Origin of the sequence: Neptunomonas phycophila (assembly GCF_001922575.1) — a bacterium.
Classification (GTDB): domain Bacteria; phylum Pseudomonadota; class Gammaproteobacteria; order Pseudomonadales; family Balneatricaceae; genus Neptunomonas; species Neptunomonas phycophila.
Genome location: NZ_MRCI01000001.1, coordinates 1,273,743 through 1,300,187, shown reverse-complemented (window position 1 = coordinate 1,300,187; position 26,445 = coordinate 1,273,743). Strand labels below are relative to the sequence as shown.

The 26,445-nt window shown below is 44.8% G+C and carries 28 protein-coding genes; 14 read left to right on the top strand and 14 right to left on the bottom strand.

All coding sequences use genetic code 11. The features are described from left to right. Positions 1–91: 91 nt before the first annotated feature. Positions 92–1,348, bottom strand: coding sequence for a D-amino acid dehydrogenase (locus tag BS617_RS05905; protein ID WP_075171941.1), 1,257 nt, complete (start codon positions 1,346–1,348; stop codon positions 92–94). Between the two features lie 127 nt (positions 1,349–1,475). Here BS617_RS05905 and BS617_RS05900 point away from each other — a divergent pair, with 127 nt between their 5' ends. The 3 genes from BS617_RS05900 to BS617_RS05890 are packed head-to-tail and all read left to right on the top strand — an operon-like array spanning position 1,476 to position 3,568. Then, positions 1,476–1,946, top strand: a complete 471-nt coding sequence (locus BS617_RS05900; protein WP_075171940.1) for an Lrp/AsnC ligand binding domain-containing protein — start codon at positions 1,476–1,478, stop codon at positions 1,944–1,946. 28 nt (positions 1,947–1,974) lie between these two features. Continuing rightward, entirely contained in the window at positions 1,975–2,739 is a 765-nt protein-coding gene (locus tag BS617_RS05895; RefSeq protein WP_075171939.1) for a TlyA family RNA methyltransferase, read from the top strand. Then, positions 2,732–3,568: an RluA family pseudouridine synthase gene (locus BS617_RS05890; RefSeq protein ID WP_075171938.1), complete on the top strand. Its 837-nt coding sequence runs from the start codon at positions 2,732–2,734 to the stop codon at positions 3,566–3,568. Before BS617_RS05895 ends, BS617_RS05890 begins: the two co-directional genes overlap by 8 nt. 96 nt (positions 3,569–3,664) lie before the next feature. Here the strand turns inward: BS617_RS05890 and BS617_RS05885 are convergent, their stop codons facing one another. Further along, the gene (locus BS617_RS05885; RefSeq protein WP_075171937.1) at positions 3,665–5,644 is read right to left on the bottom strand and encodes a methyl-accepting chemotaxis protein; all 1,980 of its coding nucleotides are present in this window, start codon (positions 5,642–5,644) and stop codon (positions 3,665–3,667) included. Between the two features lie 231 nt (positions 5,645–5,875). On the opposite strand from BS617_RS05885, the gene BS617_RS05880 reads away from it, so the two are divergent. The 5 genes from BS617_RS05880 (at position 5,876) to BS617_RS05860 (ending at position 10,009) form a co-directional block, all read left to right on the top strand. Next, positions 5,876–6,853: a YbgA family protein gene (locus BS617_RS05880; RefSeq protein ID WP_075171936.1), complete on the top strand. Its 978-nt coding sequence runs from the start codon at positions 5,876–5,878 to the stop codon at positions 6,851–6,853. Continuing rightward, on the top strand, positions 6,850–8,292 hold the full coding sequence (locus tag BS617_RS05875) for a cryptochrome/photolyase family protein (protein ID WP_075171935.1): 1,443 nt from the start codon (positions 6,850–6,852) through the stop codon (positions 8,290–8,292). Before BS617_RS05880 ends, BS617_RS05875 begins: the two co-directional genes overlap by 4 nt. Positions 8,293–8,295: 3 nt before the next feature. After that, a complete protein-coding gene (gene folX / locus BS617_RS05870) occupies positions 8,296–8,691 on the top strand; it encodes a dihydroneopterin triphosphate 2'-epimerase (RefSeq protein WP_170870324.1) in 396 nt (131 codons plus the stop codon). Beyond that, positions 8,678–9,403: a dihydromonapterin reductase gene (gene folM / locus BS617_RS05865; RefSeq protein ID WP_075171934.1), complete on the top strand. Its 726-nt coding sequence runs from the start codon at positions 8,678–8,680 to the stop codon at positions 9,401–9,403. The genes folX and folM overlap by 14 nt, the downstream gene beginning before the upstream one ends. Positions 9,404–9,706: 303 nt before the next feature. Beyond that, positions 9,707–10,009, top strand: a complete 303-nt coding sequence (locus BS617_RS05860) for a SemiSWEET transporter (RefSeq protein WP_075171933.1) — start codon at positions 9,707–9,709, stop codon at positions 10,007–10,009. A 75-nt stretch (positions 10,010–10,084) separates the two neighbouring features. Here the strand turns inward: BS617_RS05860 and iolB are convergent, their stop codons facing one another. Genes iolB through BS617_RS05845 form a run of 3 tightly spaced genes read right to left on the bottom strand, consistent with a single transcriptional unit; the run spans position 10,085 to position 12,785 of the window. Further along, entirely contained in the window at positions 10,085–10,909 is an 825-nt protein-coding gene (iolB, locus tag BS617_RS05855; RefSeq protein ID WP_075171932.1) for a 5-deoxy-glucuronate isomerase, read from the bottom strand. An 11-nt stretch (positions 10,910–10,920) separates the two neighbouring features. Continuing rightward, positions 10,921–11,907, bottom strand: coding sequence for an inositol 2-dehydrogenase (iolG, locus tag BS617_RS05850; protein ID WP_075171931.1), 987 nt, complete (start codon positions 11,905–11,907; stop codon positions 10,921–10,923). 38 nt (positions 11,908–11,945) lie between these two features. Further along, positions 11,946–12,785: a MurR/RpiR family transcriptional regulator gene (locus tag BS617_RS05845; protein ID WP_075171930.1), complete on the bottom strand. Its 840-nt coding sequence runs from the start codon at positions 12,783–12,785 to the stop codon at positions 11,946–11,948. Between the two features lie 749 nt (positions 12,786–13,534). On the opposite strand from BS617_RS05845, the gene BS617_RS05840 reads away from it, so the two are divergent. The 3 genes from BS617_RS05840 to BS617_RS05830 are packed head-to-tail and all read left to right on the top strand — an operon-like array spanning position 13,535 to position 15,829. Next, complete coding sequence (locus BS617_RS05840) at positions 13,535–14,467, top strand: sugar ABC transporter substrate-binding protein (RefSeq protein WP_075171929.1); 933 nt, start codon at positions 13,535–13,537, stop codon at positions 14,465–14,467. Positions 14,468–14,525: 58 nt separating this feature from the next. Further along, positions 14,526–14,795: a hypothetical protein gene (locus BS617_RS05835; protein ID WP_249263579.1), complete on the top strand. Its 270-nt coding sequence runs from the start codon at positions 14,526–14,528 to the stop codon at positions 14,793–14,795. Positions 14,796–14,797: 2 nt separating this feature from the next. Continuing rightward, positions 14,798–15,829: a LacI family DNA-binding transcriptional regulator gene (locus tag BS617_RS05830; protein WP_075171928.1), complete on the top strand. Its 1,032-nt coding sequence runs from the start codon at positions 14,798–14,800 to the stop codon at positions 15,827–15,829. A 40-nt stretch (positions 15,830–15,869) separates the two neighbouring features. Here BS617_RS05830 and mtgA read toward each other — a convergent pair whose 3' ends face one another. The 6 genes from mtgA to BS617_RS05800 all read right to left on the bottom strand — a co-directional run bounded on the left by mtgA (position 15,870) and on the right by BS617_RS05800 (position 21,248). Further along, a complete protein-coding gene (gene mtgA / locus BS617_RS05825; protein ID WP_249263578.1) occupies positions 15,870–16,595 on the bottom strand; it encodes a monofunctional biosynthetic peptidoglycan transglycosylase in 726 nt (241 codons plus the stop codon). A 27-nt stretch (positions 16,596–16,622) separates the two neighbouring features. Continuing rightward, positions 16,623–17,285, bottom strand: coding sequence for a trimeric intracellular cation channel family protein (locus BS617_RS05820; RefSeq protein ID WP_249263577.1), 663 nt, complete (start codon positions 17,283–17,285; stop codon positions 16,623–16,625). Between the two features lie 66 nt (positions 17,286–17,351). Beyond that, positions 17,352–17,867, bottom strand: a complete 516-nt coding sequence (gene ruvC / locus BS617_RS05815) for a crossover junction endodeoxyribonuclease RuvC (RefSeq protein ID WP_075171927.1) — start codon at positions 17,865–17,867, stop codon at positions 17,352–17,354. A 126-nt stretch (positions 17,868–17,993) separates the two neighbouring features. Continuing rightward, positions 17,994–18,740 (bottom strand): YebC/PmpR family DNA-binding transcriptional regulator, encoded by a 747-nt coding sequence (locus BS617_RS05810; RefSeq protein ID WP_075171926.1) that lies wholly within the window; start codon positions 18,738–18,740, stop codon positions 17,994–17,996. A 136-nt stretch (positions 18,741–18,876) separates the two neighbouring features. Then, the gene (gene aspS, locus BS617_RS05805; RefSeq protein WP_075171925.1) at positions 18,877–20,646 is read right to left on the bottom strand and encodes an aspartate--tRNA ligase; all 1,770 of its coding nucleotides are present in this window, start codon (positions 20,644–20,646) and stop codon (positions 18,877–18,879) included. 158 nt (positions 20,647–20,804) lie between these two features. Further along, the gene (locus BS617_RS05800; RefSeq protein WP_075171924.1) at positions 20,805–21,248 is read right to left on the bottom strand and encodes an HIT domain-containing protein; all 444 of its coding nucleotides are present in this window, start codon (positions 21,246–21,248) and stop codon (positions 20,805–20,807) included. A gap of 186 nt (positions 21,249–21,434) precedes the next feature. Between BS617_RS05800 and BS617_RS05795 the strand changes: the two genes are divergently transcribed. Further along, on the top strand, positions 21,435–22,592 hold the full coding sequence (locus tag BS617_RS05795) for a GNAT family N-acetyltransferase (RefSeq protein ID WP_075171923.1): 1,158 nt from the start codon (positions 21,435–21,437) through the stop codon (positions 22,590–22,592). A 26-nt stretch (positions 22,593–22,618) separates the two neighbouring features. On the opposite strand, the gene BS617_RS05790 is transcribed toward BS617_RS05795, so the two are convergent. Beyond that, a complete protein-coding gene (locus BS617_RS05790; RefSeq protein ID WP_075171922.1) occupies positions 22,619–23,233 on the bottom strand; it encodes a flavin reductase family protein in 615 nt (204 codons plus the stop codon). Positions 23,234–23,386: 153 nt separating this feature from the next. Here BS617_RS05790 and BS617_RS05785 point away from each other — a divergent pair, with 153 nt between their 5' ends. Continuing rightward, positions 23,387–23,692 (top strand): MGMT family protein, encoded by a 306-nt coding sequence (locus BS617_RS05785; RefSeq protein ID WP_170870323.1) that lies wholly within the window; start codon positions 23,387–23,389, stop codon positions 23,690–23,692. 157 nt (positions 23,693–23,849) lie between these two features. Beyond that, the gene (locus BS617_RS05780) at positions 23,850–25,001 is read left to right on the top strand and encodes a GGDEF domain-containing protein (RefSeq protein ID WP_075171920.1); all 1,152 of its coding nucleotides are present in this window, start codon (positions 23,850–23,852) and stop codon (positions 24,999–25,001) included. 11 nt (positions 25,002–25,012) lie between these two features. On the opposite strand, the gene BS617_RS05775 is transcribed toward BS617_RS05780, so the two are convergent. Both BS617_RS05775 and BS617_RS05770 read right to left on the bottom strand, forming a co-directional pair. After that, positions 25,013–25,624 (bottom strand): HAD family hydrolase, encoded by a 612-nt coding sequence (locus tag BS617_RS05775; RefSeq protein WP_212667408.1) that lies wholly within the window; start codon positions 25,622–25,624, stop codon positions 25,013–25,015. Then, the gene (locus BS617_RS05770) at positions 25,617–26,441 is read right to left on the bottom strand and encodes an AlbA family DNA-binding domain-containing protein (RefSeq protein WP_075171919.1); all 825 of its coding nucleotides are present in this window, start codon (positions 26,439–26,441) and stop codon (positions 25,617–25,619) included. The genes BS617_RS05775 and BS617_RS05770 overlap by 8 nt, the downstream gene beginning before the upstream one ends. Positions 26,442–26,445 lie beyond the last annotated feature (4 nt).

The window sequence follows — 26,445 nt, the reverse complement described above, 5'->3', positions numbered from 1 at the left end:
ATATCTAAACTAATTTAAAAAATACATTACGTAGAATAATCACTGGAGACACACGCTAAGATCTTTCGTAGCAGTGCGCTCCAGTGGTTTGTTAATTATACCTTTCTACACCTAATCCCGCAGGATCAATATCCGGTGTACGGCCTGTCATTACATCGCAGACATAACGTGCAGATCCGGCCGCCATCGTCCATCCCAATGTACCATGACCGGTGTTCAAGAACAGGTTGCCATATTGAGTAGCACCCAGCATTGGCGTGCCGTCAGGAGTCATTGGGCGCAAGCCTGTCCAAAACTCTGCTTTTTCTAGATCGCCACCACCGTTAAACAAATCCGTTACCACGAAATCTGCATTTTTACGACGATCAGGCTTCAGGCTCAAATCGTAACCAGTCAGCTCGGCAGTACCTCCTACACGAATACGATCATCAAAGCGGGTGACCGCCACTTTGTAAGTTTCATCCATGACAGTGGAAACCGGCGCGCGCGATTCATCAATGATCGGCAAGGTCAATGAGTAGCCTTTAACAGGGTAAATAGGCGATTTAATACCGAGTGGATTAAGTAGCATAGGGCTGTAACTCCCTAATGCCACCACATAACGATCAGCTGTCATTAGCTCGCCGTTATTCAGCTTCACACCTGTGATATTGCCTGCTGTGTGCTGTAAAGATTCGATCTCTGTATTGTATTTAAAAACCACACCCAATGATTCACAAACCGCTGCGAGGCCTTGAGTAAACTTAAAACAATCGCCAGTAGCATCACCCGGCAAACGTAAGCCGCCGACTATTTTTTCTTTGACATGGGCCAATGCAGGTTCTGCAGTGACACATTCAGCCTGACTCAATGACTCATAGCGCACACCGCACTCTTCCAGAATAGCGATGTCAGCTTGTGCTGCTTCGACCTGTTTATCCGACCTAAATACTTGCAAGGTACCGCCAGAGCGGCGATCATAATCAATAGCGTTATCAGCGGTGATCTCATTTAAGCAATCACGGCTGTATTCAGCTACTCTTAACATGCGAGACTTGTTAATACGATACGCATCTTGTGAACAATTGCGGAGCATCTGAAACATCCATTTTAGAAAAACGGGGTCCAGAGAAGGTTTGACGCGAAGCGGCGCTAAGTCCTGCATCATCCATTTAATAGCTTTTAATGGTACGCCAGGTGCAGCCCAAGGCGATGAATAGCCCGGTGATATTTGGCCGGCATTACCGTAACTGGTTTCCAATGCCGCTGCTGGCTGACGATCAACCACGGTAACTGCATGACCTTCTTTTGCTAAATAATAGGCTGTAGTTACACCTACAACGCCGCTTCCCAGTACGATTATGTTCATTTTTAAGCCCCAGAACCTAAACAAGATATAATGCTAGAATAAACCCAATTCTCAAAAAATAAATATCGTATTTAATGTATAATTCAGCTCATTCAACTAAAAAACAAAGCCATAACAGAAAAATAACATGAGAAAAATAGATCGAATTGATCGGAATATCTTAACTACACTTCAAAAGGAAGGTCGTATCTCATATACCGATCTTGCGGACAAAGTCGGCTTATCGACAACACCCTGTATTGAGCGCGTTAAACGCCTTGAAAAAGACGGCTTCATTGAAGGCTATTTCGCACGCCTCAACCCCGAAGCAATGGGATACACCATGCTGGTATTTGTTGAAATATCCTTATCCTACCAATCCCCAGATGCATTCGAAAAATTTAATCGCGCAGTTAACCTACTACCCTACATTATGGAATGCCATCTTGTATCGGGTGATTCTGACTACTTGCTTAAGGCACGCATCAAAGACATGTCGGAATACCGAGCCTTGCTGGGCGATATGCTATTGACCCTACCCGGCGTTAAGAATTCAAAAAGTTATATTGTGATGGAAGAAGTCAAAGAATCCTTTAACATCCCAGTCCCTACACCTTAACTTATTTACTGAGCGGTATCTTAGTCTAATGCAACGAGCCGATGTTCTCTTAGTAGAACGCCAACAAGCCAAAACGCGCACCCACGCCCAACGCTTAATCAAACAAGGCCATGTCCTCCTAAAAACAGGGACAACCACACAGCCACTTACCAAAGTGGGCCTTAAAGTGTCTCCTGATTGTGAACTTATCGTAACGGCTCAACCGGATAAATACGTCTCGCGCGGCGCTATCAAATTGGAGGGTGCACTCGCGGATTTTGGAATTGAGGTAACAGGCAAAGTCGCAATTGACGTAGGCCAGTCTACTGGCGGTTTTACCGACTGTTTACTGCAGCACGGCGCAAAAGCTGTTGTGGGTATCGAAGTAGGACACGACCAATTGGATGTGAGCTTGCGCAATGACCCGCGTGTTACGTGTTACGAAGGGATGAACGCCCGATCCCTTCCTGCAGACTTACTAGAGCATACTCTACCTCGTGGCAAAGGGTTTGATATTGCAGTGATGGACGTGTCCTTTATTTCGCAAACTAAAATTCTCCCCTCGCTTACGCCCTTACTAAAAAGCAACGGTCATTTAATATCGTTAGTTAAACCACAGTTTGAAGTAGGCAAAGCCGGGATAGGTAAAGGCGGAATAGTTAAAGACGCGAGCCTCTTCTTGCAAGTCGAGCACGTTATCCGCACAACCTGCCAAGAGCTCAACCTCAAGGTGCTTGGTTATATGGAAAGCCCTATTACCGGCGGTGATGGGAATCGAGAATTTCTTTTGTGGGCGCAAAAAAATAATGACTAATTTACAGAAGCTAACGCTTAACCACACCGTAACAGAAGCCTCACCTAGCGCCTGCAAACTACTAGCAACTATTTCAGGTTTACCTAAAGGCCGCATTAAAGATGCAATGAATAAAGGGGCTGTGACAATCAAACGTGGAAAAAAAACGCTGAGATTGCGCAGAGCCGAAACAGCGGTCAAACCCGGCGAAGTATTAGGGTTACACTATGATGCGGCGCTGCTTAGCTTGAAAGCCCCTCAAGTATCATGTCTTGAAGACCGTATGGGCTATTCGGTCTGGTTTAAACCTGCAGGAGTCATGTCGCAAGGCAACCAGTTTGGCGATCATATGTCCATCTTACGTATTGCAGAAATTCAATTGGGTATGAAGCGCGAGGTCTTTTTAGTTCATCGGCTAGATCGTGAAACGCGTGGCCTAATGATAATTGCCCACAACAAGAAAATGGCAGCTGTACTATCCAACATGTTTCAAGAGCACAAGATCACTAAACGCTACCGAGCCATCGTCAAAGGAAAAGCACCCGAGAAGATAACGATCGACACTCCATTAGATGGTAAGCCCTCTATTACGCATGTCACGCGCATCGCGTACGAGGAAACGTTAGATACAAGCGAACTAGATATCACACTCGAAACCGGTCGAACCCATCAAATACGCCGTCATTTAGCTTCAATTGATCATCCAATTATGGGTGATCCTAAATACGGTAAAGACAATAAAAACAGGCAGGGATTACAACTGGTTGCTTATGCTCTTGAATTTATTTGCCCGATCAAACGGCAACAAGCGATATTCGCATTACCAGAACCTTTCCCACGCAAACCTTAGGCTAATGAACATTAACGATGAAGCAGCTAAGCTCATCGTTAATGTTACCGCTATTTCTCCTAATCTATTTAAAGCACACGGCTTCGCAAAAACTGCTTATACTCGATACGCTTTCACCATGTTTTCTAATTGATTTGCCATCGCCAACAAATTATCAGCGGCAGAACCAATCTCACTTGCAGCCGAGGAAATTTCAGTTGAGTTACTGTCTATATCAGTAATGCTTGACGACACATCTTTGAGAACGTGGGATTGTTCATCTGAAGCACTGGCTATTTGGTTCGCCACATTCGTGATCTCATTAACTGATAACACAATTTGCTCTAATGAGTGTTCGACGTTATTGGTCCGCTCAACGGTATGCGTCATTTTCTCATGGTTAGCTTCTACCAGAGTAAAAGCAGCCTCGACTTCACTTTGCAAGTCTTGAATAATAGTGGCGATCTCGGTAGTGGATGTCTGTGTACGCTGCGCTAGCGTTCGAACTTCATCCGCCACAACGGCAAAACCACGGCCTTGCTCCCCTGCTCTCGCAGCCTCGATGGCCGCATTAAGAGCAAGTAGCCCCGTCTGATCTGATACATTATTGATTACCTCGACCACATTAGAGATATTAATACTGCTGGCATGCAATTTACTGATAAGGTCACTCAGTTGTTGAACATCTCCTGCTAACTGGTTTACCGACTCGACTGACGCTCTCACAACATCATGCCCTTCGTGTGCAATGGCACTGGCCTGATTTGCCTGTTCCGCCGAATGCTGCGTATTCCCAGCCACTTGTTGAACGGCCGATGTTAACTCTTCAACAGCAGCGGCAACTTGCGTTGTTTTTTGTTGCTGAGCAACAAGCTTAACAATACTGCGGTTTGCCACGTCACTTGTCTCTTTAGCAATCCCAACCAAGGTGTTGCAACTTTGCCCTAAACGCGACATTGAATCGGAAAAATTAGAAAGCGTTTTATTCAATCCTATCGCTACTTGCCCTAACTCGTCTTCACTGTAAACGGTTACACGTTTAGTGAGATCATTCTCATCAATTACAGCCTTCATTACCTCGACTAACGAACGGACTTGTCGGTTAAGCTGCTTCATTATTTTGGTGGTTAGGATAAGCGAGCTAGCAAGAATTAAAACTAACAATCCAATCAAAATAACCAGCTTGATAAAAGCCGTTTGTTCATGTGATTTAGCTATATTTATTAGGTCGGTAGCAATGGCGTCTTCCATTACTTTAAGTTGGTTTATACGGTCGGTGGCTTGAGAAAACCAATACTTTGCATCCACAGCAAACCCGCCATCAGCCTCCTTCTCTTTAGCCAATGCGCGTAAACGCATAACTTCTTTCACAGAGGAGCTTGATGCCATTGCTGACAAATCTTTTATCATCGACGGTTTAGCAAGCCCACTGAAGGTTCGCATGTAAGTGTCCTGCTCCGTCACTAATGTGATAAAACGAGAATACAAACCAGGTGCAAATTTATCCGCCCCGAATACGTTACTTAATACCGCACGTTCAATTCCTGCGCGCTCTTTACTTTGAAGGTAGCTTGAATAAGCAATGGAGTAGCGTGTTAGTTCAACATCCTTACTCTCACGAGCGGTAATTTCAGCTGACGTCAAAAGCGATTTATTGATCCCTGTATAATACGCTAATGCGTCTTTAAGAGAGACATTCAAACTATCAACGCTGTTACGCACACTCGCTAGCGTTTTTAGCTCGGACTGTACATAGTGAGCCAACTCTTTTTGCTCTGCATCATCAATCGGGTTTTCAATAATAAAAGCTTCCCACTGGCTTTTGGCGATATCCGTTTGTGCCCTTTGTTCAGATAAAGCAGCGGCAAAGACTTGGCCTTTAGAACCGATAAACCCGGCCGTTGCCCCTCGCTCTTTTTGTAGCTCATGGACCAGCTCACTGTTCATGCGGGTTAAGCTCATATTTGCGACTAGGTTTTCACTATCCACGGCGTTAACCCACGCCTGAGATAGCTCATCAGCAATCAGTAGCGCGCTAACAATGAGCGGAATTGATATCAACAAAACCAGTTTATTTTTGAATTGTAAGTTTTTCATATCAGCCCATCCATGAACGTTTTTGGCATTAAGGGAGGCCTCAACGTCAAATTAACACGCCATGTCTTCCAAAGTTTTATGAATGAAACATTAACGACCAGCCACTAAAAATCTTTAGCTATTCTAAAATAAGCGTAGAAGAGGTATTCCAATACATCAAAAAAGTAGCTGCTATGATCTATACAGAGTAATGGAACGTACATTTCGATAATGTGATTTAAGGACAACAACATGCCACACAGAAACACGCAACCCGTACCTTCTTATAAAATCCCTGTGGGTATCAGCGCCTGTCTATTGGGTGATAACGTCCGTTTTAACGGTGGGCATAGTCAATCTCAACTCTGCATGAAAACGTTTGCGAACTATTTTGATTACGTTAAATTTTGTCCAGAGGTAGCCGCGGGCTTCCCTACACCCAGGCCTAGCATGCGGCTAACAGGTAATCCGGACGACCCTGTCTTACGTTTTACTAATGACCCTACTAGTGAACTGACCGAGCAGTTTATTCAGGGATATCAAAACAAAGTTGAAAATTGCGGCGAGTTAGATGGATATATATTAATGAAAAACTCGCCCAGCTGCGGACTAGAACGGATTAAAATTTACCAAGAAAATGGCCATCCACATCAAACGCGTGGACGCGGTTTATTTACCAAGGCGTTAATGGAAAAATACCCGTTACTACCGGTTGAAGAAGAAGGCCGTCTGAATGACGTGCACCTGTGCGAGAACTTTATTATGAGGGTTTTTGCGCATTATCATTTTCGTAATGAAGTGCTCGCCCAACCAACGTACGCAAACTTGCTTAAATATCACAGCAGCTACAAATACCTATTAATGGCTCATAGCCAACAGGCCTACAAATCACTTGGAAAACGCTTAGCAACAGCTGCCAATGAACCTCTTGATGAGTTGCTAGTGGAATATCAAACCACGTTTATGAAAGCAATCGAGCACCCGGCTAAACGCGGATCGCATTGCAATGTGTTACTTCATATTTTGGGTTACCTCAAAAAGACGGTTCCCGGCGAAGAGCGACAAGATATTGCTGATGTGATCGAACAATATCAACGCGGCGAAGTTAACCTAACAACACCTGTCACTCTATTGCACCATTATATAAAACGCGACGGAAGTGATTATATCCGCGCGCAGCGATACCTGGAGCCCTACCCTGCAGCGCTAGGGTTAAGGAACCATGTATGAGCCAAGCGCCTGTAATTTTTTGGTTTAGGCAAGACCTCCGCTTAGCTGACAACCCTGGCTTGTGTGCAGCAATTGATGCTGGGCAAGTTATTCCTGTCTATATTCTGGATGATGTAAACTCAAAGCCTGCCATGGGTAGCGCAAGCCGCTGGTGGCTGCACCATTCTCTTTCTTCATTAAATGCCTCATTGGGTAATAAGCTCAATTTTTATAAAGGTGACGCGCACCACATTTTGCTCAAGTTAGTCCAGCACAATAACGTCAAAGGCGTTTATTGGAATCGCTGTTACGAACCTTGGCGTATGCAGCGTGACACACAGATCAAACAGGCTTTAAAAAAAGAACTATCAGTTGAAGCACACAGCTTTAACGGCTCGCTTTTGTGGGAACCTTGGCAAATAGCCAAAAAAGATGAAACCCCTTACAAAGTATTTACGCCTTACTATCGTAAAGGGTGTTTAAACGCGGTCCCTCCACGTGAGCCGCTGGCTAAACCACCGCTTGATGAAGCCTCGCTGCATTGCTTACTCTCAAGTAGCGAAACACTCAATAGTCTAGCGCTTGAGCCTAAAATTAAGTGGGACGACATGCTTGCACCGCACTGGGAAATTGGCGAAACAGGTGCAAATAATCGACTACATGCTTTTTTAAATCAGTCTTTACAACAGTATAAAAGTGGACGGGACCAGCCCGCTCTACTGGACACTTCTCGCCTATCTGCACCGCTACACTTTGGTGAAGTATCACCCAATACTGTTTGGTACTCAGCGCTGCAAACGGGTGCCGCTATTGGTGATGAGAAAAATCTAGATACGTTCTTAAGCGAAATAGGTTGGCGGGAATTCTCTTATTATTTGCTGTACCACAACCCTGAGATTACTTGGAAAAATCTACAGTCAAAGTTTGACGCCTTCCCTTGGAAAAAAGAGTCCACCAGCCCTGAACTAAAGGCGTGGCAACAAGGCCGAACAGGCTACCCTATTGTGGATGCCGGTATGCGCGAGCTATGGCAAACCGGCTATATGCACAACCGAGTTCGTATGATTGTGGGATCGTTTCTCGTTAAGAACTTGCTCCATCATTGGCACTTGGGTGAAGCGTGGTTTTGGGATACGCTTGTAGATGCTGACTTAGCCAGTAACAGTGCCAGTTGGCAATGGATAGCAGGATGCGGTGCTGATGCCGCGCCCTACTTTAGAATTTTTAATCCTGTACTCCAAGGTGAAAAGTTTGATGCTCAAGGCGAATACATACGCACGTATATCCCTGAGCTAAGCGCATTACCGAATAAATACATACATAAGCCTTGGGAAGCCCCAGTTGAGGTGCTTAACAGCGCTAATATCGAGCTTGGACAACACTACCCTGAGCCTATTGTAGAATTGAAAGCATCCCGTCAAAGAGCACTGGATGCACTAGCGTCAACCAAAGAGCCATAAAAAATGCCACACGCTTCCAACACAACACCATCAATTAGTAATGCCATTATTCGCATTACTAACCTACGCTTACGTACTTATATTGGCTTTAACCCCGAAGAGCGCGAAAAACAGCAGGATGTCATTATTAACATTGTTATTCATTATCCTGCCGAAAATGCTTATGAAACCGACAACGTACAAGACGCTCTTAACTACAAAACCGTCACAAAAAAAATTATTAAGCATGTCGAAGACGGACGATTCTTATTGCTCGAAAAACTCGTAGCTGATGTGTTAGAGATTTGCACAGAACACCACTGGGTCAAATTTGCTGCCGTAACGATCGACAAGCCCCATGCTTTGCGGTTTGCAGATTCTGTATCCCTCACCTTGGAGAAACATTGTGACTCAATCTAATCCGCAAGCTCCCATTCTTATTACGGGTGTAGGTAAACGTATCGGCTTAGCTATTGCCAAACATTTATTAGCTCAAGGCCAGCCCATCATTGGCACTTACCGTACACATTATGAATCAATAGACGAGTTAAAGGCCCAAGGCGCAGAACTCTATTGCTGCGACTTATATGATCAAGCCGCCGTACTGAATCTAATCAACACATTAGACGAGCAGCACCCATCACTCAGAGGCATTATCCATAACGCCTCTGATTGGATCCCTGAAAGCAGCAACTTGCCGCCTGAAGTTGTTTTTCAGAAAATGATGCAAGTACACGCGGGGGCTCCTTATGAGATCAACCGTTTGCTATCAGATAAGTTGCTCGCCTATAGTGGTGAACACGCCGACATTATTCATATGACTGATTATGTAGCCAGCAAAGGCAGCAAAAAGCACATCGCCTATGCGGCAAGTAAGGCGGCTCTCGATAATATGACATTATCATTTTCTGCCCAGCTCGCTCCTCGTGTTAAAGTGAATGCCATCGCCCCTGCGATGATTATGTTTAATGATGACGATGATGATGCATATCGCGCCAAAACACTTAAGAAATCACTCATGGAAATAGCACCCGGTACAGATGAGATTCTTGAGGCTGTCGATTACCTTTTAAAAAGCCGCTATGTCACAGGAAGAACACTCCATGTTGATGGAGGCCGTCATCTTAAGTAGTAACCAACACCATTTTTGATGCCTTAACCCTCTGTAATTACTGGATTAAGGCGTTAACTATCTATTCTTTACCGACTGTTTAGATTTACTCATCTATACCCTCTGACTCTTCAAAATAAATCGTGCATTATTTATACAATGTATATTGCGCCCCTACTAAAGCGACACTACAATTCGCTTTAATAATTAACGACCTCACAGCACCTTATCCTAGGTGTCTGACCCTGAAGTTTTTAGACAATTAACGTACGATCCGACTGAAGCTCGGGGAGTCTGTTGTGCCACGCACAAAGAGGTATTCTCATGGAACAAACAACACTGATCGGCCTGATTGCAGCTTTCTGCACAACCGCAGCATTTATCCCTCAAGTGATTCAAATCATTCGTACGGGTAATGTCGATGGTATTTCTTTACACATGTATTCAATCTTTACTTTTGGTGTATCAATGTGGCTGGTCTATGGCTTGATTGTTCAGGATCTTCCAATGATCCTAGCTAACTTGATTACGTTAATACTCGCGGCATCCGTTTTAGGCCTAACCATTTACAAGCGCCTGAAAAAGCCAACTCAGGTCACCACAATGGATCTTGCACCTAACGCTTAATTCATGTGCACTGCTCCCAACGCTCATAAAAAAAGCCCTGATATCAGGGCTTTTTTGTAGCTAGTATTCCAGCGCTCAACTAGCTGCTTTTTCTTTGTCCGCTTCAATAATCCATTCGTGATCAGGGTCGTTATGAAAGATCCAATTACGAGAGGGTCCTGCCATGACATTTAAGTAATAAGAGTCATAACCATGTGGTGCACCAACAGGATGGTAACCTCTAGGCACCATAACAACGCCATGATTTTCCACACTCATTGTTTCATCAATGCTGCGATCATCGGTATACACACGCTGAAAAACAAAACCACTTTCAGGGTTTATGCGGTGATAATAGGTTTCCTCTAGATGCGTTTCATGCGGCGCATTATCGGTATCATGCTTATGTGGCGGGTAACTCGACCAATTGCCATCCGGCGTAATGACCTCACATACAAGCAAACTATCCGCTGGCAGATTACCAAACAGAATATTGCAGACATGCCGCTGATTTGTACCGATACCACGTGTTTCATAGCTACACATATCAGGCGTAATCAGACGCGTTGGATAATTACCAAAACCCGGAGCCTTGCAGACGGCCAACTCTAGGTCAGTTGTAGCCGTTACACTGAGCTGATCGTCGTTAGGCACATAAACGGCGTAAGGCGCTTGTTGCTGAAAGACACTCATACGTTCGCCGATATCTAAAAACTCATCAGTTTTTGTTTTTACGTTCGCCTTTCCTGTTACCAACACTAGACACACTTCTTTATCTAGCGTGGGTAAACTTAGCGTCTCGCCTTTAGATAATTGGTACGCTTCAAAGGTAACATACTGCCATCCAGCTTTTTCCGGTGTAACACGCTGGATACAACCATCGGCATCAGGCTGGATGGCTTTTGAAAGAAGTCGTGACATAAATACCTCACTTATAAGATAACCGCTTTGCCGGTTTCTAATGACGCCAGCGCCGCATCCGCAAGCACGATAGATTGAACACCATCATGTGTATTCGCCACTGGTTGAGCCTTGCCGTTAATGCAGTCCACAAAATTATTAAGCTCGATACGATAAGCCGCTTCGTAGCGCTCTAAAAAGAAATGTTGTGGTTTTTGAGCAACCACACCGTTATCCCCTGACAAAACCAAATTTGACTCAAGCTGGTTAGTGATCTGCGCCATACCTTTAGAACCATGCGCCTCGACTCGCTGATCGTATCCATAAGCAGCGCGACGGCTACAACTAATTTGGCACAACTTACCGCTGGCGGTTTTTAAAGTAACCAGCGCACTATCTACATCACCTGCTTTCCCAATTTCGGGATCGACTAAACAACTGGCGGTTGCAAATACTTCTACGGGTTCTTCATCAAGCAACCAACGTGCGACATCCAAATCATGGATCATCATGTCACGGAATAAACCACCCGAAACTTTTATATACTCTACCGGTGGCGGTGATGGATCGCGGCTCGTTAGTGAAAGCATTTCGAGCTCACCAATACTGCCATTCTTGATAGCCTCTTTAATGGCTGCAAACTGCGGATCACTGCGGCGATTAAAACCAATACAACAAATTACACCGGCTTGCTCCACGATTTCGAGACACTCACGAACACGCTTAATGTCCAAATCAATGGGCTTTTCACAAAAAATAGCTTTGCCCGCACGCGCTGACGCTTCGATTAAATCGGCATGGGTATTAGTAGAGCTGGCAATGATCACACCGTGCAGCTCAGGGTCAGCTAGCGCCTCTTCTGTACTAACAACCTTAGCACCGTATTTATCCGCTAACTTTTTAGCCGTTTCAGGAAAAGCATCCACAACATAACGAATACTTACATCAGGATTTAATGCCACATTATCGGTATGAATAGATCCAATTCGGCCAGCACCAAATACACAAAGGTTTATCATTTTTTTATTCTCCTTTACGCAGGCGCTTGGAAAAACCGTTACGCCTGCTGCTTATCAAGCTTATATGCCAACCCTATTGATAAGGTTTGCGCTAAACATAAAGATGACGATAGCGAACGGAATGAATGCACATTGGCTTCTTTCACGACAAAACACACCGACGCCTCTGAGGCTAACGGGCTGATTTCACTATCGGTAATTACAATTAAGGGAACACCTTTCTCGACAGCTGCTTTTGCTACATCCTGAGTTTCAGCCGCATAGGGGTGAAAACTAATAGCGATCAAAGCATCTTCGTGCGACAGCGTTCCTGCTTGTTCCCGGTACATGCCACCTACGCCATCGATCAAGTAGGCTTTACGATCAATATGACGTAATGCATACGAGATATAACTAGCCACAACAAAAGCGCGCCTCACACCAACGATATGCGTTGATTGAGCATTGGCTAATATATCAATGGCGCGATCAAGGTCTTCTGAAGGTGTGATATCCGCTAAATGTTGTAATGCACGTGCATTGGCATCAACAAAATGCCCCAACAATTGAACCGGAGTATCATCTCCCTCGTCCCCCAGCTCCTCACGAGCAATTCTTACCCGCTCTTGATAGCTCGGAGCCTCTTCTATTAATTGCTGCTGAAACAAGCGTTGCATCTCGCTAAAGCCGCTGTAACCAAAGGCATTAGCAAAGCGCACTAATGTTGATGGATGAACACCTGCATTCTTTGAAATAACCGCTACGGTTCCAAATGCAATTTCATTCGGGTGTTCCAGCAAGTACTCTGCAACTTGACGTAAACGCTTGCTCAGTTTCGGATGCTGTTCAGTGATCGCTGTTTTAAGATCAGACAACGATCCTGGGGCCTTATCTAGCATAGTTCGCTCGCTTTTCTACTAATTTTATTTATTACTTATAGTAGACATATCATACTCTAATAGAACAAATTTTCTAAAAATAAGAGCAACAACTGTATAAGCTTATGGGGTAAACAGCCTTGAAGCTCTCTTCCCGACGCTTCACTTATGCCCGAGCAATCTAACTAACGTAGCCACAACAGCAACACTTACCTGTTATTTTTTAAACCTAGTCATCACATAAAAAATAAATTCTATTTTTAATTTTTTGGAATATTTTTTCCAGAATCTTATTTTTAAAACCTAATGTCAAGATTAATTTAATCCATAAAAACTAAGCTAATCGTAAGCGATGCCCATGCAGGCTTACCTAACCTATCTACTAGCCCCCAACAAACAAGAGAGAAGACTCTCCAATTAATAAAATTTATTTTCCAAAGATTGCAAACAAAGAATAAAAATTCTAAATTAGACTGGCTTGCCTTCGAGAGCAGCCCAAAAAAATAACAACAAGCACAATCGGATTTGCTCCATGACTCTCATTAAAAAACTCAATATAGGTTTCCTTAACTCTAGTTACAGAGCAAAAGCGACGCGGGAACAGCTCATGTTAAAGCCTGTAAAAATGCATCTACTGCTTTTCCGCTTGGTACGGAAGGCCCAATGAGCACACTACAACCTTTACATATTGTATGAGACCGTAAAAAACGGAGCCGGGGAACTTTCCGCTGAGGAGAACCCGCGCCGTTATTAATACCAAGGAGAAGAATATGAATAACTGGTTTAAAAAAGGACTCGCTGTAACAGCAATCAGCTTATCCTGCAGCACGATGGCTGACACCCAAATCGGCATTACCATGACATCGTTCGACAATCCGTTTCTTACCATTTTGCTTAATGGGATGAAGAGCAAGGCAGCGCAATTACCTGACATCGATTTGCAAATTGAAGATGCGAATTTAGATATCGGCCGACAGCTGAATCAAGTTCAAAGTTTTATAGCCAGCGGTGTCGATGTCATTATAGTAAATGCCGTCGATGGAGATTCCACCAGCGCGATTACCAATATGGCTGCTGAGTCTAATGTTCCACTGATATACATTAACCACCCACCGGCAGACCTTAACAGCCTCCCAGATGGGATGACATTTGTAGGCTCTAATGAACTGGACTCAGGCACTATGCAAACCGAGGAAGTCTGCCGCTTACTCAACGGCAAAGGCCAAGCAGTTGTCATGATGGGGCCATTGTCCAACCATGCGGCTCACACTCGAACTGAAGATATCATGCAAGTACTTCAAAGACCTGAGTGCAATGACATCACGATTACCGAAAAACAGGTAGCCAACTGGTCGCGTACTGATGCACACGATTTAATGACTAACTGGCTAACAGCGGGTATCGAATTTGATGCGGTCATTTCCAACAATGATGAAATGGCTATTGGTGCTATACAAGCTTTAAAAGCAAGCGGCCGTGACATGGATGATATTGTTATTGCCGGTATAGATGCCACGCCGGATGGCCTAGCTGCAATGAAAGCCGGTGTCCTAGACATAACCGTGTTTCAGAATGCAACTCGACAAGGTGAAGTCGCTATCGAAAAAGCGGTTAATTTAGCAGCGAGTGAGCCTGTTGAAAAACAAATTTGGATCCCTTTTGAGCTGGTCGTACCCAGCAACCTGGCAAACTATCAACCATAGTTCAACCATAGCTCAATCGCAGCCTACGGTGCGATCATGCACCTAGGCTGTTACACTTATGGTGGCTACCCAAGCTTATGTGCGTACGAGCTTTCAATATGTTCCGATCAAACCGAGAGGCAATATGCGAGATAACGATCTAATTTTTTTTCGGCCTATGTGGCGTCGTGTTGCAGTTACTCTCTTCTGTGTTGCATGGGCGGCGGTCGAGTGGTTAACAGGGCAACCTTTTTGGGGAATTATAGCCTCAGGAGTCACAGCCTACTGTGTGTGGGTACTTTTCTATAATTACAAAGACCCAGAAGCTGAAAACACTTCTGATTCATAAATATGTCCAAACGCCCAACCATTCATGATTTAGCAAAAGCAGCAGGCGTTAGCGCTGCCACTGTAGACCGCGTACTCAACAGCCGTTCGCGCGTAAGAGAAGCGACCGCGCAACGCGTGTTAATGGCAGCAGAAGACATTGGCTACCACGCCGCCGGTTTGCTAAAACAACGATATCAGGCTACCCGCCCTCATAAACGGATAGCTATTTTATTGCAGCGAAGCAATGATTTCTTTTATCAAGCGTTCGGACAAGCTTTCGAGCAAGCGATCAGCGAAGAACGACTTTTTCACTGGGAAGCTGACATAATCTTTATGGATGAAGTTAGCCCTTCATTTATCAATGAACAGCTCTCATTGGCCAATCAAACCGCTGATGCAATTGCCATTGTCACCATAGACCACTCGATTATTAATCAGAAAATTGATGAGATCAGAGCCTCAGGCAAACCCGTCATTACACTTTTATCTGAATTATCTAACCACAACTGCACAAGCCACATTGGATTAGATAACCGTAAAGCTGGTCGCAGTGCAGCCTGGGCCTTATCGCGGCTAACCAAGCAGCCGGGCGAAATTGGCATATTATTGGGCACTCATCGTTACCATAATCAGGAAATCGCAGAAATTAGCTTTATTAGCTATTTTAGAGAAATAAACCAAGGCTTTACTCTTTTACCCTCTATTATCAATCTAGATGATGAGCGCTTAGCCGCAGAAGCCACGGCTCAATTGCTGGCCGATCATCCAAATTTAGTGGGCATATATAGTGCTGGCGGTGGTGTTAAGGGGATGCTGCGAAGCTTGCGCGCGGAGCCTCGCGGAAAAGGCTTAGTGGTGGTCTGTAACGAGCTCATGCCTGAAACACGCCAAGCCCTCACCGATGGCTATGTCGACCTTGTGCTTTCGACGCCAATCGACAAATTAGCACACCAAACAATCCAGATGTTTAGTAAAGCACTGAGCAATCGATCTGAGCCTAGATTTGCACCGGTGCTAGTGCCCGCTGAAATCTACATGCAAGAAAATATCTAGCGCCGAGCACAGCCGTATTTAAAATACATTGTTCTGGTAATTATTGCTTTTGCTCCATAATGGGTGCGACATAAGCGACGCCTCCTAGCTGGCGCATTTGACGCTCGATCCAGCGCACACGCTGCAAAACATAACTGGAAGGGTTGCTTACGCTATAACGCTTAGGGCTAGGCAGAACGGCTGCTAATCGCGCAGCCTGAGCTTGGTTAAGTCGTTTAGCTGGTATTCCAAAATAGTGCTGGCTAGCAGCCTCTACACCATAAATGCCTTTCCCAAACTCAGCTATGTTTAAATACACTTCCATAATCCGCCATTTAGGCCAAACCGCCTCAAGCCCTAAGGTCAGACCTGCCTCAAATACCTTTCTGATGAGCTGGCGTCCATTCCATAAAAACAGGTTTTTAGCCGTTTGCTGCGATATCGTGCTCGCACCGCGTAAGCCATCGCCTTGGCGGTAATCACTAATCGCTTCTGCTATGGCATGTGTATCTAAGCCCCAGTGTTGTAGAAACTTCTGATCTTCGCTAGCGATAACAGCTAAAGGCATCCAAGAAGACATGTCATCCAGATCAACCCACGTCTGCTGAGTGTTAACCCCTTCCAGTGTCACTTTTTCACTGAGTATAAATGCACTGGTAGGCGGATCTAGGTAACGAAATAAGCCGATCATTAAGGCAAAAAAAAGTAAAACCGCCGCAACAGTGAAGCACATGTAACGAACTAATTTACGTATTATGCGGCCTAAAATCCGTTTAATTCCCTTCACTCATATCACCTGTGTGAAATACTGGCATTAGCGTATTGAATGATCACGCGCCTCTTCCGGTGTTTCTAACTTATGCCCAGCCATCACAAATTTTGGCAAACTCAGATCACCAAAGATTGCCGCTAAACGTAACACAAAGATAATCAACATAGCACTCAAGGCTAATAAGTTATGCTCAAGGTGATCAGCTAGTAACACATAATAACTTGCACCAATAATGGCGCATGTCGCATAAAGCTCTGCATGTAATATGAGTGGAATTTCGCGCGTTAAAATATCGCGAATCAGGCCTCCAGCACAGCCGGTAATACAACCCATCACAACGATAATCAATGGAGACATACCAAGAGAATGCGCTTTCTCGGCTCCAAGCACGACAAACAAGGCCAAGCCAGCGGCATCTAAAATCAGCATTAGACGTCGTGGATAACTCAAATAGCGGCAAGCGATAAAGGCTACGATTGCCGAAACTATCGCGACATATAAAGAGGTATTATTGGCTACCCAGAATACGGGAGAAGCATCCAAAATGACATCCCGCACTGTCCCACCTCCTACAGCGGCCACAATAGCTAAGACAACCACACCAAAAATATCTAAACGTTTACCCTGTGCGGCAATAGCGCCGGTAATGGCAAACACAGCCGTTCCCACTATTTCTGCAATGCCTATCAGTAAATTGTAATCCACAGTATTTATCATAATCATATATTCATATTTAAGCAGGTTGCTTTAGGGGGAAGCTGATAGCAGACGTTAGCGGTAACGCCCTTGGCGGTGACCTTTGGCCCCTGCCATTTTAACAAGGCCCACACGCGTATGGGCATGACATAAAGCGATTGCCAAACCATCGGCCGCGTCGGCTTGCGGTAAACCTGGAAGTTTTAAAATTTGCATGACCATGTGCTGGACTTGAGCTTTATCAGCTGAGCCCTTCCCTACCACCGCTTGCTTTACTAACCGAGCCGCGTATTCATAAACGGGAAGTTGATTTTGTGTTCCAGCAACAATGGCTACGCCGCGAGCCTGACCAAGCTTTAACGCCGAATCAGCATTCTTTGCCATGAAAACTTGCTCAATTGCCATTTCTTGAGGGCAATACGTTCGTATAATTTCATTTACGCCATCAAACACTTGATTCAACCTATCTGGTAGCTCGTCACCCGAAATTTTTATACAGCCACTGGCAACATATTCATTACGCGAACCAACAGAGTTAATCACACCAAAGCCTGTTATGCGGGAGCCAGGATCGATACCTAAAATGATCATACAATAGCCTTGATGATAAACCGTGTTATGAGTGCCGTTAACAAAAAAAGCCGAGAACTACTCGGCTTAAACTATCAGGAAGGAAAAAAAGCACTATCAACCTATCCCGTGATGAGTAAAGGCTGCTTAGGCCTCATCTTCCATAGAGGCTTCGGGAATCGATGCATTATGATAAACATTTTGCACGTCATCTAAATCTTCGAGCACATCCAGTAAGCGCAAAATCTTACGGCCACCTTCCACATCAAGATCAGCTGTTGTCGATGGGATCATCGCTATTTCTGCATGCACTGGTTCTAAGCCCGCTTTACTTAACCCTTCTTTTACATCCATAAAGTCGGCTGTAGACGTAAACACATCAATACTAGTGTCCTCGTTAGTCACAACATCATCTGCACCTAACTCTAAAGCCGCCTCCATGATAGCGTCTTCATCGGCGCCTTCATCAAAACTAATCTGCCCTTTTTTCTCGAAAAGATACGAAACAGATCCGTTCGTCCCCAAGTTACCACCATGCTTGGAAAACGCAGCTCTAACCTGTGAAACTGTGCGATTCACATTATCGGTCATGGTTTCAACTAGAATAGCGACACCGCCAGAACCATAACCTTCATAGGTCAACTCATCGTAATTTTCACCTTCCGCACCACCAGCACCACGAAGGATAGCTTTATCAATAGTGTCGCGCTTCATGTTAGCGCCGAGAGATTTGTCGATAGCAGCCCGCAAACGAGGATTATCAGCAGGATTACCGCCGCCCTCTTTAGCTGCAACAACAAGTTCACGGATGAGTTTGGTAAAAATTTTGCCTCGCTTAGCGTCTTGACCAGCTTTGCGATGCTTGATGTTTGCCCACTTAGAATGGCCTGCCATAGGATGACCTCTAACTTAGTTTTATCGAGTAACTGTACGTTTACAATAGATAGTACATAAAGGGAAAGGAACCCACTTCACAGGTTATGCTGCGCACAAGCTATAAAGCGGGTTTAGTCTAAAGCTTAAGGGAAATTTAAACTTCGTCTTTTTTACGTAACTTGATATTCAACTCACGCAACTGAGTATTGCCTACTACTCCTGGAGCATCAGTCAACAAACAAGCCGCTGATTGCGTTTTAGGGAACGCAATTACTTCGCGGATTGATTCAGTGCCTGTCATCAACATAATCAAACGGTCTAAACCAAATGCTAAACCACCATGTGGAGGCGCACCGTATTTAAGAGCGTTGAGTAAGAAGCCAAACTTCTCTTCCGCTTCTTCGTCAGTAATGCCCAATACACGGAAAACGGTCTTCTGCATCTCTTGATCATGGATACGCACAGAACCACCCCCTAACTCAGTACCGTTGAGCACCATGTCGTATGCTCGTGATAATGCAGTTAACGGATTAGCTTCTAGCTCTTCTGGTGAACAGCTTGGTGCAGTAAATGGGTGGTGTAATGCTGAAACGGAACCATCTTTGTTAGTTTCAAACATTGGGAAATCAACAACCCACAATGGAGCCCACTCTTTTTCAAGCAAGTTCATGTCGATGCCCACTTTGATACGTAGCGCACCTAATGCTTCGCTGACGATCTTCGCAGAATCGGCACCAAAGAAAATGATATCACCATTTTGGGCACCAACGCGCTCAACAACTTGCATTGCAATGTCATCACCTAAGAACTTAACGATAGGTGATTGCAGGCCATTCGCGCCGTTTTCAAGCTCGTTAACTTTAATCCACGCCAAGCCTTTCGCTCCGTAGATACTCACGTATTTAGTGTATTCATCGATGATTTTACGCGTGAGGGAAGCACCACCGGGTACTTTTAGCGCCGTCACTCGACCGTTTGGATCTTTAGCCGGTCCAGCAAACACTTTAAATTCTATATTCTGTAGCAAGTCTGCTACATCAACTAATTCAAGCGGGATACGCAAATCTGGCTTATCAGAACCGAAGCGGCGCATTGCCTCTTCATAGCTCATCCGTGGAAACTCACCTAGATCGACGCCTTTAAGCTCACTGAACAGTTTACGAATCATTGATTCGGTCATGCCCATGATCTGCTCTTCATCCATGAAGGATGTTTCAATATCGATCTGAGTAAATTCTGGCTGACGGTCAGCACGCAGATCTTCATCACGGAAGCATTTAGCCACTTGATAGTAGCGATCAAACCCTGACACCATCAGCAATTGCTTAAACAATTGAGGCGACTGAGGCAAAGCAAAGAAATGCCCTTCATGCGTACGGCTAGGTACTAAGTAATCGCGAGCACCCTCTGGAGTAGCGCGGGTCAGGATAGGTGTTTCGATATCTAGGAAACCATTATCGTCCAAAAAGCGACGTATTTCAGACGTAACTTTTGAGCGGAAACGCAGTTTGTTTTGCATATCCGGGCGACGCAAATCGATAAAGCGGTTACGCAAGCGAACATCTTCACTGACATTCTGGTGGTCATCCAGTTGGAAAGGCGGAGTTTCTGCTTTATTCAGGATCACTAATTCTTTGCCCAGCACTTCGATCTCGCCTGTTGGCATATCCGAATTAGTTGTACCTTCTGGGCGATTACGCACCAAACCTTTAATTTCGATAACATATTCATTACGAACACTATCAGCCAGAGCAAAGCTTTCTTCACGATCGGGATCAAATACCACCTGAGCAATCCCCTGACGATCGCGTACGTCTAGGAAGATAACTCCACCGTGGTCTCGACGACGGTGAACCCACCCAGATAGGGTAATTTCTTCACCAATGTGTTCTTTTCTCAGGTCGCCGCAATAATGGCTGCGCATAATCAATGGTTCCTATTCTTCTGTACCGGATACTCTGCTAACGACACCAAAAACATGCAATTGCGGTAATAAGCAGAGCATCTATGAAATCGAGGCTCAATAAAGCCGCGAATTATACCTGAATTACACTAACGATACAGCGGCTGCACAACCTAATTTTACGGGGTTGTGAAAGCAACTTCCCCGCTTAGCATAGACTTAACTTTCTCGCCTACCTCTTCTAGCTGCTCCGCTGTATAAGGAATAGCAGGCACCTTGCCCCATACAGGTCCCGGCCAAGCCGGATCAGACTCTTGGCGTACAATATGATGAACGTGCAATTGCGATACAATGTTGCCCAACATACCCATATTAATTTTTCGTGCACCGAAAGCGTCCGCCAGTGTTTCCGACACCTCAGAAGATTCAATCATCAGTTGCTGCTGATCTTCTTTTGACAGATGATAGATCTCAGTTGCTCCGGCACGACGTGGCACTAAAATTAACCATGGATACTGGCTATCGTTCATCAGCAATAGACGACATAAAGGGAAATCACCCAACGTAATACAATCATTGTCTAGACGAGCATCGAGCGAAAAATCAAGTTCAAGGGAATCCATTTTAGATCTCCATCAGTATATTACTGAGACACAATACTTAGATATACCGTACGGGCGAGCAAACTAAGTAGGCTAAAGAACATATTACATCAGTCACTAATCGTTTATTAGATGCGTTAACTCTCATCAACTTACACGACTAACTATCTGTATTAATTATATTTTACGAGATTATACCACCAAGCCATGAGTTACCGAGTTGAATTATCGCACAACATAGCATCAATCGGAGAGGCACAATGGGATGCGCTTGCCGGTGATGATCACCCGTTTACCCGTTATGCTTTTTTAGCCGCTCTTGAGAGTAGCGGCGTGGTATCAGCCAAAACCGGCTGGCTTCCTATGCATTTAAGCATCTTTGATGGTGATCAACGTATCGCGGTGATGCCCATGTACCAGAAAAGCCACTCTTACGGAGAGTATGTTTTTGACTGGGGCTGGGCTGATGCCTATCATCAAAACGGAATCGATTATTATCCAAAGCTATTAACAGCCATCCCATTTTCACCGGTAACAGGCCCTCGCATACTAAGCCAACTTGCTACCGAGACACTCATGGGGCTGGCGGGGCCTCTGCTTAGCGAGATTATTCCTCACATTTGTAACGAGCAGGGTTTATCGTCGTGGCATGGACTTTTCTTTACGCAAGCAAGCCACACAGCACTGCCCACCGATACTTTTATTAGTCGTTTAGGCACTCAGTATCATTGGTTTAATCGTGATTTTAAGACGTTTGATGACTTTTTAGCGACATTTAGCTCTCGCAAACGAAAAAACGTTAAGCGCGAGCGCCGCAAAGTAACCGAACAAGGGATCCGCCTAAGTACATACGAAGGCGAAGCAATTACCCCTGAGCTTTTACGCACCTTCTTCCACTGCTACCAACTCACTTACCTTAAGCGCGGGCAACAAGGTTATCTCAACCTTGAGTTCTTTGAAAAAATCATCAACTCCATGCCCGAGAGCCTCGTATTGTTTATCGCGTCGCTTGATCAACAACACGTGGCGTGCGCCCTGTGTTTTAAAGACAGCCATACGCTGTATGGGCGCTACTGGGGTAGTTTGGACAACTTTGACAGCTTACATTTTGAAACCTGCTATTACACGGGTATCGACTATTGTATTGAACATGGCTTGCAGCGGTTTGACCCGGGCGCCCAAGGAGAACATAAAATACAGCGAGGTTTTGAGCCTATCAAAACATGGTCTGCTCATTACATTGCTCACCCAGGCTTTAAGGAAGCAGTACACAGATTTACAATGGAGGAAGCTGAACTCATGGAGGAACGAATGTCTGACTTAGCAACCCTACTTCCTTTTAAAGCCGATGAGCAGCCCGGGTAAAGCTGCTCAGAAGAGCAAAGGACTTATTACTTAGGACGAGGAATATCGATAACCTCCCCCAGAGTACTGTACTCTCCTCCTCCCATGCGGCCCAGCGGGTCAATAGCTTTTGCGCCAATATTGATGCGCCCTGAATCGCTGACTTCAACAACCTGATCATCAACCCAAACACGCTCTACTTGTCCAAAAATCAAATTCTGATTACCGGGCCCAATTGTGTCGATCTTATAACACGTGCAAGCCATAGCGACGCTAGGACCAAGCACTCGTGGCAAACTAAAGCCTTCAAAGTCAGTGGTTTCAAGGCCACTTTTTGATACTTCCGACTCACCCGCCGGCAAAACAGCCGATGTTTGCGTCATCACACCAGCTAGGTCTGAACTCGCAATATGAACGACAAAATGTCCGCGCTCTTGGATGTTGACACATGTATCCTTCGGTGTACCGTCAGGTTTATACCCTACAGAGATCATAATTAACGGTGGCTCACTGCACACAGGCGCGAAATAAGAAAACGGGGCTAAATTTAATTCTCCATTTTCATGCTCAGACAACACCCAAGCCACAGGCCGAGGAATGACGACCTGTGTTAATGTGTGGTAGACCGCACTTTTACTCAGCGTCGAAAAATCTAATAACATGCACCATTCCCCTATACTTAATCATAAACGTTGTAGTGAAACCGAATAATACCGATAAAAATACACCAACCACACCGCGCAATAGTCATTTTCAATAAAGATGCTTTACCATGGGTTTATAAAATACGTGAGTATCAGCAGGATGCATCAGTGATGATTGATTTTGACACAGCGGTTTGGACAGCAGTTGGTAGTATTCCTCCCGGAAAAGTTGCGACTTACGGCAGTATTGCAAAACTAGCGGGGCACCCCAAACGAGCCCGCGCGGTCGGGCGTATACTATCTAAACTCCCCGAAGACTCCACACTTCCATGGCATCGGGTTATTAATGCACAAGGAAAGTTATCATTTGAGGTAGCTTCCCCTCGCTACCTAACGCAAAAAGCTCGACTACAAGAAGAAGGTGTATACTTTACTGGCACACGCATCAACCTAACGACCTATTTAATTGAAACCTAGCCTTGATAAGATACTGTTCAACGTTTTAGGGAGCCAGGGTGAAACACACTTAAAAATTAAGTCTACATAAAGAGACAGCTTAGCCATATAGCACTTAAGCTATTTATGCGTGAGCCGATAATAAAGTCATCCACATGACCGTAAACGAACGAGTGTAATGGAAAGAAAGACGCTTCAGAAACAAAACGAAGAGCTGCAGCGAACTATTCGCATGACAGTCCGTCGTATCGAGCATAATGAGACTATTCTCAAGCGCTTCTTTGATGTTGAGCTCAAGTTACTTGCTTGCAATAAGTTATCAGACCTCATTGCACTACTACTGACCGATTTTAAACACACTTTTAAACTATCCGCTGTCACACTCTATCTTTTTGATCCCGACGAACTAGCCAAAGATTTACTAATCGGTATTCCCGCCGCTCATTCCAAAGCACTGACTTTATTTAAGCGCCCAGACGAACTTAACGAGCTTTACCCCAATAGTGAACTACAAGCTGGCGAATTAAGTACGGGGTTGAGGAAGCTACTCTTCCCTGACAATCCGTTTGTTCTTAGTGCCGCCATGTTACCTTTGATTCGTCAGGATTGTTTAATAGGCAGTTTACATTTAGGCGCACAAGATTCTGACCGCTACAGTATTGACTATCGGTATGACTACTTATCGCACCTGTGCTCGGTTATTTCGGTTTGTATAGAGAACTGCATTAACCAAGAAAGCCTACAGCGCCTGAGCACTATTGATCCTTTGACCGGTGTCCACAACCGCCGCGCTTTTAGTCATGACATAGCACGTGAAATCAATCGTGCGCATCGCACACAAGAACAACTAAGCTGCCTATTCGTCGATATAGATCATTTTAAAACCATCAATGACAACTATGGGCATCAAACAGGTGACAGAGCCTTGCGTACGTTAGGAAACTTGCTGAAAGAGCAATTCCGCAAAACCGACCTAATCTCTCGCTATGGTGGAGAGGAGTTTGCCGTACTCCTGCCATCATGTTCTGAAAAAGAAGCAGTCTGCGTTGCCGAAAACCTAAGACAAGCCGTTGAAGCTCTTATTATAAGAGATATAGAAGGCTCTCCCTTCCGTCTCACGGCGTCAATTGGCACATCCACCTTTGCTCCGGCGCTGGTCATTGAGAAGCGTGATGATAAAGCGCTGCGGTACCAATCTGAGTTATTACTTAAACAAGCAGACTTCGCATTATATGAAGCGAAAAGAAGCGGTCGCAACAGAGTCTATAGCCACGCGTTGAAGGCAGTGCGGCGCGAAAACGAATCAATCGATCAATCAGTGAACGGTTAGCAACTCACTATTCACTGGCGTAAATAGTCATGTATATCAACCAACGTTTTAGCCCGATAATCTGTCAAGTCAGGCCACTGTAGCTGATCATCCTCATGTACATGTATCGTTAGACATTGCGCACTTTTACCCGCCGCTAAATCAAAGCGATAGTCTCCCACCATTACAACCGGCGTATGAGAGTCAGCGTTAACTCCCCAGTGCTCTTTAATACAATGAATACCTGCTGGGTCTGGTTTTGGAGGAGCTTCATCACGACCTAAAACACACGCCTCATCAAAAAAAGATAGCAGCCCGATTGATTCTAAAGACATCAATGCAAAAGGCCGAGTATTGCGCGTTAAAATAGCCAGGTGACACGATCGTTTGTGCAAATGTCGAATCAGCAATTCAACACCTTCTGCAGGCTGTGCTTGTTGAGCATAGAAGTGCTCTAACTCATTCAAACGTTCTGTTTTTTGATGTTTTTCATCGGCTGTTAATCGATGAATATGCGTTAAAATATCTTCTGCTGGCGGGATATCAAGCTCTCGCCTAATATGGTCGAAATCGTGAACCGCTTTAGTGAGCGTGCCATCTAAATCAAATACCCAGTGACGACTAGCCTTAAACAACTCAATCACGCAACGGTACCTCTAATCGATCCAACAAGACATCTAGCTTACTTTCTAGGCTCGCCAAACGCTTCTGTTGGTCTCTTTGGTAATTGTCGGCCACTAAATGACGTTCCGCTAATAGATGCTGCTCCAGCTTTTCTATTGAATCGTGACTATCTTTAAGCGTCTGCAATAAATTGCGCGAGCGTTTTTTGGAGCTGTCAGTCAGCCGTCCAACATGACCTAACGTCTTTTGTAGCTGGCTATCAAGGTCGTGTATATGCTGAGCAACGGTACCCATATCGTGACTTAACGATTGGTTGATATGGCCGACCTTATCCTCTAATTGAGACACCGCGGTTTTAAAGCGTGTCAAAAATTTATCGCCTTCTCTATCCATAAAGATAAGCAATAACTCTTCTGGATAGAGTGCACGATTGCGCCCCTCGGTTCGCACGGTGTACTCGCCACGAGATGAACAATAAGGCCGCATATGACCACTAGGCACCTCGACACGCATAAGCGGAGGGCCATTTAAGTTTTCAATAAATATTTGAATCTCAACATTTGGGTAACAATCAGTTGCCTTGTTGATCATCATTAACCTGGCATTATCATCTACGTCACAACCAACGATTTTGCCACGTTGCAATCCATCTTCTGATGTATATTCGTCGACCCCAATTAGCAAAGTCCCACCTGTAGGGGAATTTGCAAAGGCCACCAGATCACTACTTTTAATACCGGTAGCTTCACGTTTGAAATCTACATTGGTATTTTCGGGAGCGTCCAGCATCATACGTGTCCGCTTTGTCAGCGTTTGATACTCTCGCTTAACGGGCATGATT